The sequence below is a fragment of the Paenibacillus gansuensis genome (assembly GCF_042684925.1).
Taxonomy (GTDB): domain Bacteria; phylum Bacillota; class Bacilli; order Paenibacillales; family DY6; genus Paenibacillus_N; species Paenibacillus_N gansuensis.
In genome coordinates, this window is record NZ_JBHUME010000005.1 from 492,884 (window position 1) to 506,188 (window position 13,305).

Sequence of the window (13,305 nt, forward strand, 5' to 3'; positions counted from 1 at the left end):
AGTAAGTTTTCTGCACTTTTCTGTTCATCTGCTCCGGCTTCGGCCGGGGTTTTTCTTTGTTTTGTTGCATGTAAGCGCGTTAATTTATGGTAATTGTGTTAAAAGTACATAAACAGGTGCATTTTCTGAAAAAAAGCTGTATTATTTTCATTGGACTTTTAGAAACTAGAATATTAGAACAGTAAGCAAAGGATGGAGCAGAACCCATGAGTTTTAAGAAAATCGGCGTCATCGGCGGAGGCACCATGGGCCAGGGCATCGCAGAAATGCTGTCCCGCAAAGGCCTGGACGTGTTGTTAGTCGAGAAAACAAAAGAAAAGCTGCACAACGCTTTCGATATGATCGAAATGAGTTTAGATAAGCAGTTGGAGAAATGGGCGATTACCAATACGGAGAAAAAGCTCATTTTGGCCAAAATTCATAAAGTGGACGAACTCGCTGATTTAAGCGATTGCGATATGGTGATTGAAACCATTACGGAAGATCTGGATGCGAAAAAAGAGATTTTCCGTGAATTAGACACGGTCTGCGGTCCCAATATTATTCTGGCCAGCAACACTTCCACTCTCAGCTTGACGGAGTTGGCAGGGGAAACATCACGGCCGGAGCGCGTAATCGGCCTTCATTTCATACACCCTGTATCCAAAATCGATCTCGTTGAAGTGATCCGCGGCTTGAAAACATCGGAAAACACGTTTACTTCCACAAAGGATTTTGTAGAAGAGACATTGGCGAAGAAAAGCGTCATGGTTTACGAGTCTCCTGGCTTTGTAACCACCCGTCTTATTTGTACGCTCATCAATGAAGCGCTGCACACCTTGCAGGAAGGGGTAGCTTCCGCTGAAGATATCGATGCTTCGATGAGGATCGGTTACGATTTCAAGTACGGTCCTTTGGAAATGTGCGACCGTTTCGGATTGGACTCGGTTGCTGCCGCATTGGACCGTATGTTCCGGGAGTACGGAGATATTAAATATCGTCCTGCAGTTCTACTGAAGAAAATGGTACGTGCAGGGCATTTGGGCGTGAAAACGGGAGAAGGCTTTTTCCGGTACGATAAGGATGGTGACCGTCTGTGAAAGTATTAGTAATTAACGCGGGAAGTTCCTCGCTGAAATATCAGCTGTACGATATGACGGACGAATCCGTTTTGGCCAAAGGCCGGGTAGAGCGGATCGGGATGGATTCCGCAATTCTGGTACATGAGCCCACCGATAAGCAGGATGTAACGGAAGTAAGCGAAATTTTGGAGCATACGACCGCTATCCGTAAAGTGGTGGATATCCTGACTCATCCGGAGCATGGCGTGTTATCCTCTATCTCGGAAATCCAAGCGGTGGGTCACCGGGTTGTTCACGGGGGAGAATCGTTCTCCAGTTCCGTAATAGTCACACCTGAAGTGAAGAAAGAGATTAAGCGGTTGTTCGATTTGGCCCCGCTGCATAATCCAGCCCATATCATGGGAATTGATGCAGTGGAACTGAACATGCCGGGTGTACCGCAGACCGTTGTGTTCGATACTGCGTTCCACCAGACGATGCCGGCGAAAACTTACATGTACGCAATCCCTCGCGTCCTATATACGAAGCATAAAGTACGCCGTTACGGCTTCCACGGTACCAGCCATTATTATGTCAGCCATCAGGCGGCGGATTTCCTCGGGAAGCCGATGGAAGAATTGAAAATTGTCACCTGCCATATTGGCAACGGTGGCAGTGTAACCGCCGTATTGAACGGCAAATCGTTCGATACGAGCATGGGCATGACACCGTTAGAAGGGCTGATGATGGGGACTCGCTCCGGTGATCTGGATCCGGCCATCGTGCCTTATGTTATGGGCAAGGAAGGTTTGACGATAAATGAAGTCAACTCGATGCTGAACAAACACAGCGGGCTGCAGGCGATTAGCGGGCTTTCGAGCGACATGCGGGAAATTACCCAGGCGATGGATGAGGGTGACCGTAATGCTACATTGGCATTCGACATGTACGAGTACCGGATCCGCAAATATATCGGTGCGTATGCCGCAGCGATGAACGGAATCGATGCCTTGGTCTTTACCGCAGGCGTCGGAGAAAATGCCGCGCTTGTAAGGGAGCGGGTTTGCGAACAACTGAGCTTCCTCGGCATTGAATTTGACCATGAGTCAAATAAAGTCCGCAGCGGAGACAACCGTCGTATTTCCACTGCAAGCTCTAAAGTACAGGTTCTTGTAATTCCTACGAATGAAGAGCTGGTTATTGCCAGAGACACCTACCGCCTCATTGAAGAGAACGGCAAGTAAGAGCTATAATAGAGAGGCACACTCGCATAAGCTTCATAGCTGCATTAGTGAACAAGGGAGAGGTTAAGTGTGACCGCAAAAAGTACCATTCAAGAGGTAAAGCATCACGTAGGCCAGACCGTGCGTATAGGCTGCTGGCTGCATAATAAACGTTCGAGCGGAAAAATTCAGTTTCTTCAGCTGCGGGACGGAACCGGTTTTATCCAAGGCGTTGTTGTAAAAAGCGATGTACCCGAGGAAGTATGGGATGCCGCCAAGCAGCTGACTCAGGAAAGCTCGCTTTGGGTGACAGGCACAGTTCGCGAAGACGAACGCAGTCAGAGCGGATTCGAGCTAACCGTACAAGGTGTTGAAATTATTCATATCACACAGGATTATCCGATTACGCCAAAAGAGCACGGTGTAGATTTCCTGATGGATCACCGCCACCTGTGGATCCGTTCTCCGCGCCAGCGTGCGATCCTAATCATCCGTGCGGAAATTATTAAAGCAATCCAGCAGTTTTTTGACGAGAGAAACTTCCATCTGGTGGATCCTCCGATCTTGACACCTTCTTCTGCAGAAGGGACAACAGAATTGTTTAACATCAAGTATTTCGACGAAGATGCATACCTTACGCAAAGCGGACAGCTGTATATGGAAGCAGCTGCTATGGCGCTAGGCAAAGTATATTCTTTTGGTCCGACGTTCCGTGCCGAGAAATCCAAGACGCGCCGCCACTTGATAGAGTTCTGGATGATCGAGCCGGAAATGGCGTTTGTAGAACATGAGGAAAGCCTGGAGGTTCAAGAGCAGTTTGTTGCGCATATTGTGCAGACCGTATTGAAGAACTGTGCGAAAGAGCTGAAGGTGCTTGAACGCGATACAACCAAGCTGGAGAACATTCATGGCGCGTTCCCGCGCATTACGTACGACGATGCGATTAAGTTCCTGCAGGAACGCGGCTATGAGATTCAATGGGGCGATGATTTCGGGGCTCCTCATGAGACGGCGATTGCCGAACATTATAATAAACCCGTGTTTATCACCCATTGGCCGGCCGAAATTAAAGCCTTCTACATGAAGCCGGATCCGAACCGTCCGGAACTTGTTCTGTGTGCGGATATGATCGCGCCGGAAGGGTACGGAGAAATTATCGGCGGTTCCCAACGGATCGATGATCCCGCTTTGATGGAAGAACGTTTTGCAGAGCACAAACTATCGATGGATGCTTACCAATGGTATATGGATCTGCGTAAGTACGGTTCTGTTCCTCACTCGGGCTTCGGACTAGGTCTGGAGCGTACCGTTGCCTGGATTTGCGGATTGGATCACGTTAGAGAAACGATTCCGTTCCCGCGCCTGCTGTACCGGTTGTATCCATAAGAAGCGGATGGGGTGTCCAATATGAGCAGCGGAACGAAAAGAATGTTTGCTCAAGGACTGTTTGCGGGGCTGCTAAGCGGCTCCGTTTCCGTCCCGTACTATTTGCTTACTTCCTACCGGAAGATGAAGCTTTCGGATTTGGAGGCCATGGTATTGATCCAGCTGCTTGCATTCCGGGAGAAGGAAATGAATGAATTTCCTACTTTTGAAGAGATGCAGGACAGGTTATCGGCCTCCGGCGACGCCGTGATCAAAGCTCTGCAGCGGTTGTTGAGAGACGGATTTATTGCTATTGACGAAGAAGTGGATGAGTCCTCGGGTATTCAATACGAACGGTACAATCTCGAACCGTTATATGAGCGGATTGCGGAAACACTGGCTGAGGAAACTGCAGCGAAAGCGAAAGAGGAAGCGAAATCGGTTGTTACCCCATTGAAGGCTGCAGCTGAACAGGCCAAGCTCACGGAAACAAACGTGTTCGTCATGTTTGAAAGAGAGTTTGCCCGCCCGCTGTCGCCTATGGAGTGCGAAACCATCTCCAGCTGGCTGGATCAGGACCGCTATCCATTGGAACTGATTACAGCTGCCTTGAAAGAAGCGGTGTTCGCAGGCAAACTGCATTTCCGCTATATTGACCGGATTCTGCTGGAATGGAGCAGAAACCGGGTGTTTACGGCCGAACAGGCCAAAGAATATACCCAGCGTTTCCGTACAGGATCGCGATGAAATAAGCCATCCCTGCAGCTAAGGGGATGGCTTATTTGTTGTTTCGTCGCGATGATTCATAAAGCCTTTCCTGTATTCCTGCGGCGTTTGTCCGATGATTCTTTTGAACATTTTGGCAAAATGGGAGAAATGGCTGTACCCGACAGAAGAGGCGGCCTGGCTAATTTTGATGCGGGGTTCCCGCAGCAGCTCCTTAGCTTTCTCCATACGGAGTTTCATAATATAGTCGCTTAAGGATAACCCGGTCTCTTTTTTGAACAGTCTTGATAAGTATGCCGAATTTAAATGTACCTTCCCGGCAATCTGCTCTCTGGAGAGTTCCTCATCCATATGTTGTTCAATATAAGCAATGGCTTCGGCCACGCAGGATGAATGTACGGGTGCATGTTCTTGTTCCTGATAACAGAAGTATTCATCGGCCAATTGTAAAGCCCATTGTTTCAGAAGATGCACCGATTTCAAACATGCCTCGCGTTTCTCCATACGGTCAAGCGCGGCAAGGTTGCCCGGACGCAGGCCTTTCATGGAAATGACTTGGTAAAACATGCGGATATACCCGTTATAAAAGTCCTTCAGCCTTCTTGCCGTAATCGTGTCCGCATCCGAATGATCAAACCAGCTGCATACCTGTTCCACAAACGGCTGCTTTTGGCCTGTTTCCAGCATCGTAATCCAACGTTCGAAATCCGGTAAGAATGAAGCACTTCCCTCCGTATCCGCCGTTTTCGACGATGAATGAAAGAGTACCGCGTTAGTCAATACCACATTTTCCTTCTCATGCTCTACCAGCCTAAGAAACATTGCAGAGAGCTCGTCCAAAGAACTCAGCTCGCCTATATAGCAAGATAGACTGCAATGAAAATATTCCGCGCATTTCTCGATATACGTAGAACACTGCGCATACAATTGCCCACTGAAGGATTGTTCCGGGCCGTACTGGCCTTCTGTGAATACAAGAACAAGGTTGGAACCATTACGCTCTTGAAGCACCTGGCCGGAGCGGGAGCCGAGGATGATCTCTGCAGCTGCATTTCTGAGTGCGTATTCCATGATCTCCTCATCGCGTGTATTCAGCTCCTTATGCCACTGTTCTATGCTGATAAGAATGGGAACAACTTTGGTATGAGCGGTAATAGGTATGTCATATAAAGTTGCAGCAGCTTCAACGCGTTCTTCTGTAAGCATTACACGCTGATTAACCAAGTCCTGCCAGAATCGTTCCCTTAGCAGAGGAAGCTGCTGGTCGCGGTGTTTCTGAAACTGGTCGTAGGCGGCATAAAATTGTTCAACGTTCTTTTTTTCCATAATTTTAGTGACCGCTGCGGCAATCAGCTTTTTTAACTCCCGAAAATCCAACGGCTTCAACAAATAATGCAGGCTTCCAAATTGAATCGCCTTATGGGCGTAATCAAAGTTGGCGTGCCCGGTTGTGATAATGCTGATGATATCCGGTTGAAGAGAATGTGCGAAATCAAGCAGCTCCAGGCCGTTCTTGCCCGGCATCTCAATGTCCGTTATTAATACATCGATCCGTTCCGAACGGAGAATTTCAGCGGCTTCTTCAAAATCATATGCTTCATAAATGGATCCGATCGGAAGGTCCGACCAGTCCATTCCTTTTGCAATGGCTTGAACGGCAATCATTTCATCGTCAACAATCAATAAATTATGCATCCCGGCCTCCGCAAGCGTAGAAAGTGGTTACTCTTATAGTACCATGGCTGAAGGGCAGGTATAGCATCATTATGACCATATGTAACACTGTCATGACTTCCTTAACCGGGATGATTGACTTAGATTTCTAAATTCGACTAAAGTTAGATCGATATTAGGAGGGATTACAGTGAAGATCGGAATGATCGGCTATAAATTCATGGGCAAAGCACACACCCATGCTTATCATGATGTGAACTTGTTCTTCCCGGAAACGCTGGTCCCCAGACGGATGCTGCTCTGCGGGCGGGATGAACGAGGTGTTGCTGAGGCGGCATCCAAGCTGGGTTGGGAAAGATGGACAACGGATTGGAAAGAGGTGGTGTCGGACCCTGAAATTGATCTGGTCGACATCAATGCTCCCAGCAACGTTCATAAAGAGATAGCCATCGAAGCTCTGAGAAACGGGAAACATGTCCTTTGCGAAAAACCGCTTGCCGTCTCCCTTTCAGACGCCAGAGAAATGCTTGCCGCCGCTGAGAACGCGAACGTCAGGCATATGATCTGTTTCAATTACCGGTTCATCCCGGCTGTGCGGCTGGCTAAACAACTGCTGGATGAGGGACGGATTGGAGAAGTGAGGCAGTATCGCGGCTGGTTTCTGCAAGATTGGCTGACTGACGAGCACGCGCCGTTTGTATGGCGCCTGGACCGCAGTATCGCGGGTTCGGGAGCGCATGGTGATTTGAATGCCCACACGGTGGACCTGGCACGTTACCTGATCGGCGAAATTGAAGAAGTATCGGGAATCAGCCGGACTTTTGTTAAGTACCGGGTCGAACCCGGGCATGGAAGCGGGGAAAGCCGGCAACGGACAGTCGATGTGGATGATGCCACGTCGTTTCTTGCAGCCTTCTCCAATGGCGCCATGGGTACGTTCGAAGCTTCCAGGGCAGCGGGCGGCAGGCGCTGCTCCAACGGTTTTGAAATCCATGGCAGCAAAGGCAGCCTTAGGTTTGATTTTGAGCGGATGAATGAACTGGAACTGTACGAGGGAAGCGATGATCCTTATGTGCAGGGATACCGTACTATTCAGGCAACGGAATCATGCCATCCCTATATGGAGGCCTGGTGGCCTGCTGGGCATGGTCTCGGTTTTGAACATACGTTTATCCATGCTGTACTTGAATTGCTGGAGGCTGTCCGTACGGGGAGAGAGTGTATCCCCAATTTTGCAGACGGGGTAAAATGCCAGCAGATCCTCGACGCCGTCGATCGCTCTATCGAGCTTCGCCGCTGGGTGAAGGTAGAGGAATTATAATAAAAGGGATTCACACACAAACATGGAACAAGGGAGAGGCAAATCATGACCAAGAGAGTGAAAGTTGGAATCATCGGCCTGGGAGAAGTAGCCCAAATTATTCATTTGCCTATTTTACAGGGGATGTCTGAACTTTATGAGGTGACTGCTATATGCGACGTATCGGAAAAGCTCCTTCATGCTATCGGAAACCGGTATCACATCCCTAACCGGTACTTGAAGAGTAAGGACCTGATTGCGGATCCGCAGGTCGATGCTGTCTTTGTGCTGAACAGCGATGAATATCATACGGAGTGCATATTGGAAGCGGCCAGACAGGGGAAGCATGTATTTGTGGAAAAACCGATGAGCCTGACAGAACAAGACGTGCATAAGGTTATCAAAGCTAAAGATGATCATGGCATCAAGGTCATGGTCGGATATATGCGCCGGTATGCTCCTGCTTTTCAAAAGGCTCTTGAAGAAGTCCGGTCCATGGTTAAAATCAACTTTGTACGCGTAAGGGATATTATCGGTCCCAACAGTTACTTCATTGGCCAATCCACTCCGGTACTTCGCTTTTCTGATATTCCGGATGAGCTCCGGGCGGACAAAGAAGAAAGAGCAGCCGTGTTAGCCAAGGATGCGTTGGGAGATTTAGCGGAGTCCTATAGCTCTACTTACCGGCTCCTGTGCGGTTTAAGCAGCCATGACTTATCTGCCATGCGGAATCTGCTGGGGATGCCCATGCGCGTGCTTGCTGCTTCCAGATGGAACAACGGAATGTTCCTTTCCGCTGTTTTTGAATATGAAGATTATCATGTCCATTTTGAGACGGGGCTGGATCAGCAGGGGCGTTTCGATGCCGGCATTGAAGTGTTCGGTAACACCAAAACGGTTAAAATCGATTACGATACACCTTATATCCGCCATTTGCCCGTCCAGGTTACGATCCAGGAAACGGAGGGGGACAGCTATAAAGAAACCGTCATTCGGCCAACTTACACTGATCCGTATACCGTGGAACTGAAACATTTTTGGGATGCGCTCGTGCTCGGTACTGAAATAAGGACTACCCCGGAAGATTCGCTCAATGATGTGAAATTGTTCCGCATGCTGATTCAAGCCATGGAGAAAACCAATAGAGAAAGGCAGCAGCTCGAGCAGCAGCCTGTCATCTGACTACCACGTTCCACTGCAAAAAGACGCCTTCTGGCGTCTTTTTTGAAATATCAGAAAGTATAAATTTCAGGTTATACTCGGTTCTGAAATTTCTCCGGAATGAAACGATCTCTTCGCCCAAAGGACGGCGTAAGCCGTTTCACCTTGCTGCTAAACGAACAACAGGTCACAATAGTGCTACCGTTGGTTATTGAAGTGTTAGAAGCTTAGCATAAGGTACCGCTATACTGACATCGAGCGCTTACAAGTTGCGATGCAGAAATGTAAGCGGATCCATAATAGTTTGGGAGGGTATGAAGTTGCGGAAACCGAAAGCAGTACAATGGAGAGCCTTCATGAAAATCGCTCTGAGCATCGCACTGGCATGGAGCTGGGTTCCCTGGGGGACGGAAGAGGCTGAAGCCGTATCATCCGAGTTGATCGGAAACGGGGAGTTTGACCAAGGGGACAACGGCTGGTTCACATGGAATGATGCTGCAACAGAGGTAACAGCCGGTATAGCAGATGATGCTGCCATGAGCGGTTCTAATGCATACGAAATCGCAATTACAAACGGCGGGGATGCTGAATGGAAAGTGCAGACTTCCTATGCCGTTCCGTCGGAAGCGGGAGCGTCTTACACCATCCGGTTTCAAGCAAAAGCTTCAGCACCGCGCAGCATAAAGGCAGGCATTCAACAATCCGCAGAGCCCTATACTCGCTATATGGAAAAGGTATTTGACCTGACACAACAGACTCAAAACTTCGAATACACGTACCGGCTCCCTGTAAACGATCCAACTTCAAATCTGGTCTTTTACTTAGGCGGCAGTAATGAGAGCGTGTGGATTGACCAGGTTTCGGTAAAGAAAGAGGAGCAATCCGCTCTGTTCTCGAGCTTTGAGGACGGAGACACGACGGGATGGTCTGCTTTGGGAGATTGGGAAGGGGCTACAGTTACGTCCGTCACTTACCAAGCCCACACCGGTATAAGCAGTCTATTAGCAGAAGGAAGAAAAGCGAACTGGCAAGGAGCGCAGTTCCAGCTGCTTGGCCTGGTGGAGAATGGACATACTTATGATTTTCAAGCTTGGGTCAGGCTGGATGATGACGTAACCGAACCGCAGAACGTCAAACTTACATTGAAACGCACGCAAGGGAATGCCGATTCTTACGATACAGTGGCTTCCCAAACCATACAGCCTCAAACTTGGACATTGCTTCAAGGGGAGTTTCTGTTTCCGGAAGCTTTGGAATATCAGGAGATCAGCCTAAAAGTAGATTCCGATTCGGCACCCGGAACATTTTCTTATTATTTGGACGACGTAAAGGTTGCTCCGAAAATATCACGTATTGAAATGGACATCCCTTCTTTGAAGGAAGTGCTGGAGCCTTATTTCCCTGTAGGTGCAGCCATAGAGCCGGCATCGGTTACCGCCGACGGGGATCATCAGCTGCTTGAAAAGCATTTTTCCAGCCTTACTGCGGAAAATGCGATGAAAGCTTATGTCATTCATGCTGAGGAAAATGCTTATAACTGGGCGCCTGCCGATGCTATCGTCAACTATGCTCAGGCTAACGGCATGAAAGTCAGAGGCCATGCGTTAGTATACGGTTTGTCCACACCCGATTGGTTTTTTAAAGACGGGGAACGGCCGCTGGATCCAGCCGATCCCGCAGATGTAGAGCTAGTCGACCGCAGGATGAAGCAGCATATCGTGGATATTGTAACAAGGTACGAGGGGATGGGACACGGGATTTATGCTTGGGACGTAGTTAACGAAGCGTTGGATGAAAAACAGCCGGACGGGATTCGACGAAATCTGTTCTACACGTTTCTCGGCGCATCCTATATCGAAAAGGCATTTCAATACGCCCATGAAGCGGATATGGCGGACGGGACGAAAGACATTAAGCTGTTTTACAATGATTTCATGGAGACCGATCCCGCTCGAAAAGCGGTAATTATTAAGATGTTAAAGGACTTCAAACAACGGGGGATCCCGATTGACGGAATGGGGATGCAGACACACATCGGACTTGATCAACCGACGTCAAAATCACTTTCGGACGCCATTGACCAGTATGCCGAAACAGGTGTGGAGGTCCAAATAACAGAGCTTGACCTGGACATTTACGACCGGTATCAAAGCGCCCAGTATCAGCTTCCGCGTGAGGCGGATGCAGCACAAGGATATCGCTTAAAAGAGCTTTTTGCCATGTTTAGGCAGAAAGCCGAGGAAGGGAAGTTAACCGGTGTCACGTTCTGGGGAATTTACGACGGAAAGTCATGGCTGAACATGGAGGAATACGGACATGGCTATCAGAATGCCGGACACCCGTTGTTGTTTGACCGTGATTATAAGGCCAAACAGGCATATTGGGGGATTGTGGATCCATCAAAGCTGTCCGTCCTGACGCGGGAGGCAGGGTCTGGGCATGGTACACCCGTTCTGGACTGCCAGACAGACCTGATCTGGAATTATTTAAGGCAGGAGCAGCTGGCGGGAGGGATGGCGGGCTTTCATATACTTTGGGACAGCGGGCATCTTTATGTGCTTGCTTCGGTGAAAGACACTACCAAAGATCCGTCCGACCAACTGGAGCTGTTTATCGATCCTAATAACACAAAATCGGACGGCCTGGAACCGGACGATCTGCAAATCACAATCAAGCGGGATGGAACAGCGAACCAGGATGGGGTATCGGCTCGCGTACTGGAAACGGAAACAGGATATATCGTGGAAGCCAGTATTGCTATAAATGCTCTATTGCTGGAAGAAGGAAAAGAAATTGGTTTCGATCTGAGGGTCACGCAAGGGGATACGGTAACTAGCTGGAACGATCCTTTGAATTCTCAAGAAAGAGGTACTGCGAATTATGGAACGCTGCAGCTCCAAAAGGTAAAAACTGCCCAAGCTGTTCGAGCAGTTACACCTCCTGTCATCGACGGAAATGAAGAGGAGCTGTGGGGTACCGCGCAGCAAATAGAAACTGCGACACAATCCCGGATAGACGCTTCGTATACAACGCCTGCAAGCGGGGTTTTCAAAACGATGTGGGACGAGAACTATCTCTATGTTCTGGCAAAGGTGAAGGACATTGTATTGAATAATGGGTCTCCAAACGCTTATGAGCAGGACAGCGTAGAAGTATTTGTGGATGAGAATAACGGAAAAACCGAATCCTTTGAAGCTTCCGGCGATGCCCAATATCGTGTGAATTATATGAATTCCTATACGTATAACGGTATGGATCCGAATCAGGAAATCATCTCGGAAGCTAAGAAAACAGATGACGGGTATGTCGTAGAAATGAGAATCAAGCTTCAATCTGTGAAAGGTCAGAAAAACACGCTTATGGGATACGATGTGCAGGTAAACGATGCAGATGCATCCGCAGCCAGAAAAAGTATCCGAACATGGTCCGGTGCGAATGACACGGGATACCGGAGCACTTCCGATTATGGGGTGCTGCAGTTCCTTCCTGCAGAAGAGGATCTTGGAACCGACCCGGAGGAAGTTACCCCGTCTGCGACTGTAGTGCTGTCCCCGGCTTTGACATGGAAAATCAGCAAAAGCGATGATGGACTGAAACAGGCAGCTGCTGTGGTTTCTGATACCTTGTTTAAACAGAAGTTGGCGGATCGCGCCTCCAATACAGTTACTATGGATTTGACCCCTTCGGATATGGTAGATGAGGTGCTGATTCAACTTCCGGGCGAAGCCTTCGCTTGGTCGGAAGAGAATGGCGCCGTAATTGAGTTTACCTATGAGGGAAGCAAGGTCATCATACCGCCGGGCACGGTCACAGGCATAAATAAAGCCAAACCCATCCTGTTGTCCATTCGCCATGAGCCGTCAGCTGAAATCAAGGAGTGGGTGGAAGGCGCGCCTCGCCGTACCGTAAATTTATCGGGTGTATACGAATTTTCTCTTACATCGGAAGACAGGCCGCTGAAAGCGGCTGTGAAACCAATCATCGTACGGTTACCGTTTGAACCCCGTACGGAAACGAAACACGACCGTATCGGCGTCTATGCTTTAAGTACGGATGATATGAAATGGAAATACGTCAAAGGGCACGTAAGTTCTAACCGTACATTTGAAATCGGAACCGAAGCTTTGGCTAAGTATGCCGTTATCGAGTTCCATAAAGGTTTTTCAGACATAGCCCGTTCTTATGCAGAGGATGCCATTGAAGCGTTAGCATCCAAACAGATTGTGCAAGGGAAAGAAGGGGGCAGGTATTCGCCTCATGATACTCTGACCAGGGCAGAATTCGTATCTATGCTTGCAAGGGCAGCCGGCGTTCATTCCGCAAGCCTTTCTCAAAGTTTTACAGATGTACCTGCAGGCAAATGGTATGCCAAAGATGTGAATGCTGCCGCTGAAGCTGGTTGGATCACGGGAGGCGGAGACGGTTCTTTTCTGCCGGAACAGATCATTACCAGAGAGGAAATGGCTGTGATGGCAGTCAAAGCTCTGCTTCAGATCCATCCTGAGGCCGGTTCGAAAACAGGATCTTCTATTCAGATGTTTAAGGATGAAACGTCCGGCAGCTTATGGGCGGTGCACTATATCGACTTAAGCCGGAAAACAGGCATCCTTTCCGGAAGCCCAGAAGGTCTCCTAGCGCCCCGTTTGAAGGCGGATCGCGCCCAGGCAGCGGTACTTCTGCATAAGTGGTACCAAGCTGTATATCAATAATTAATCCTGATCGCTGACTGGCGTGAAGCCGCTGAGAATACCCGCTTGCTAAAAGAGGCAGTTCCCTAGTAATGGAGGAAACTGCCTCTTTTATAAAAATAACAAAA

At 48.8% G+C, this 13,305-nt stretch carries 8 protein-coding genes; 7 read left to right on the plus strand and 1 reads right to left on the minus strand.

What is annotated here, in order from left to right; translation table 11 throughout:
• The first annotated feature begins 206 nt into the window (after positions 1–206).
• The 4 genes from ACFSUF_RS06430 (at position 207) to ACFSUF_RS06445 (ending at position 4,375) form a co-directional block, all read left to right on the plus strand.
• Positions 207–1,079: a 3-hydroxyacyl-CoA dehydrogenase family protein gene (locus tag ACFSUF_RS06430; protein WP_377601268.1), complete on the plus strand. Its 873-nt coding sequence runs from the start codon at positions 207–209 to the stop codon at positions 1,077–1,079.
• Entirely contained in the window at positions 1,076–2,284 is a 1,209-nt protein-coding gene (locus tag ACFSUF_RS06435; protein ID WP_377601270.1) for an acetate/propionate family kinase, read from the plus strand. The genes ACFSUF_RS06430 and ACFSUF_RS06435 overlap by 4 nt, the downstream gene beginning before the upstream one ends.
• Before the next feature lie 69 nt (positions 2,285–2,353).
• Positions 2,354–3,649 (plus strand): asparagine--tRNA ligase, encoded by a 1,296-nt coding sequence (gene asnS, locus ACFSUF_RS06440; protein WP_377601271.1) that lies wholly within the window; start codon positions 2,354–2,356, stop codon positions 3,647–3,649.
• A 21-nt stretch (positions 3,650–3,670) separates the two neighbouring features.
• Entirely contained in the window at positions 3,671–4,375 is a 705-nt protein-coding gene (locus ACFSUF_RS06445) for a DnaD domain protein (protein ID WP_377601273.1), read from the plus strand.
• A gap of 18 nt (positions 4,376–4,393) precedes the next feature.
• Here ACFSUF_RS06445 and ACFSUF_RS06450 read toward each other — a convergent pair whose 3' ends face one another.
• Positions 4,394–6,049: a response regulator transcription factor gene (locus ACFSUF_RS06450; protein WP_377601275.1), complete on the minus strand. Its 1,656-nt coding sequence runs from the start codon at positions 6,047–6,049 to the stop codon at positions 4,394–4,396.
• A 181-nt stretch (positions 6,050–6,230) separates the two neighbouring features.
• Here ACFSUF_RS06450 and ACFSUF_RS06455 point away from each other — a divergent pair, with 181 nt between their 5' ends.
• The 3 genes from ACFSUF_RS06455 to ACFSUF_RS06465 all read left to right on the plus strand — a co-directional run bounded on the left by ACFSUF_RS06455 (position 6,231) and on the right by ACFSUF_RS06465 (position 13,198).
• Complete coding sequence (locus tag ACFSUF_RS06455; RefSeq protein ID WP_377601762.1) at positions 6,231–7,349, plus strand: Gfo/Idh/MocA family protein; 1,119 nt, start codon at positions 6,231–6,233, stop codon at positions 7,347–7,349.
• 45 nt (positions 7,350–7,394) lie between these two features.
• Complete coding sequence (locus tag ACFSUF_RS06460; protein WP_377601277.1) at positions 7,395–8,510, plus strand: Gfo/Idh/MocA family protein; 1,116 nt, start codon at positions 7,395–7,397, stop codon at positions 8,508–8,510.
• A 299-nt stretch (positions 8,511–8,809) separates the two neighbouring features.
• The gene (locus ACFSUF_RS06465) at positions 8,810–13,198 is read left to right on the plus strand and encodes an endo-1,4-beta-xylanase (protein ID WP_377601280.1); all 4,389 of its coding nucleotides are present in this window, start codon (positions 8,810–8,812) and stop codon (positions 13,196–13,198) included.
• Positions 13,199–13,305: the final 107 nt, after the last annotated feature.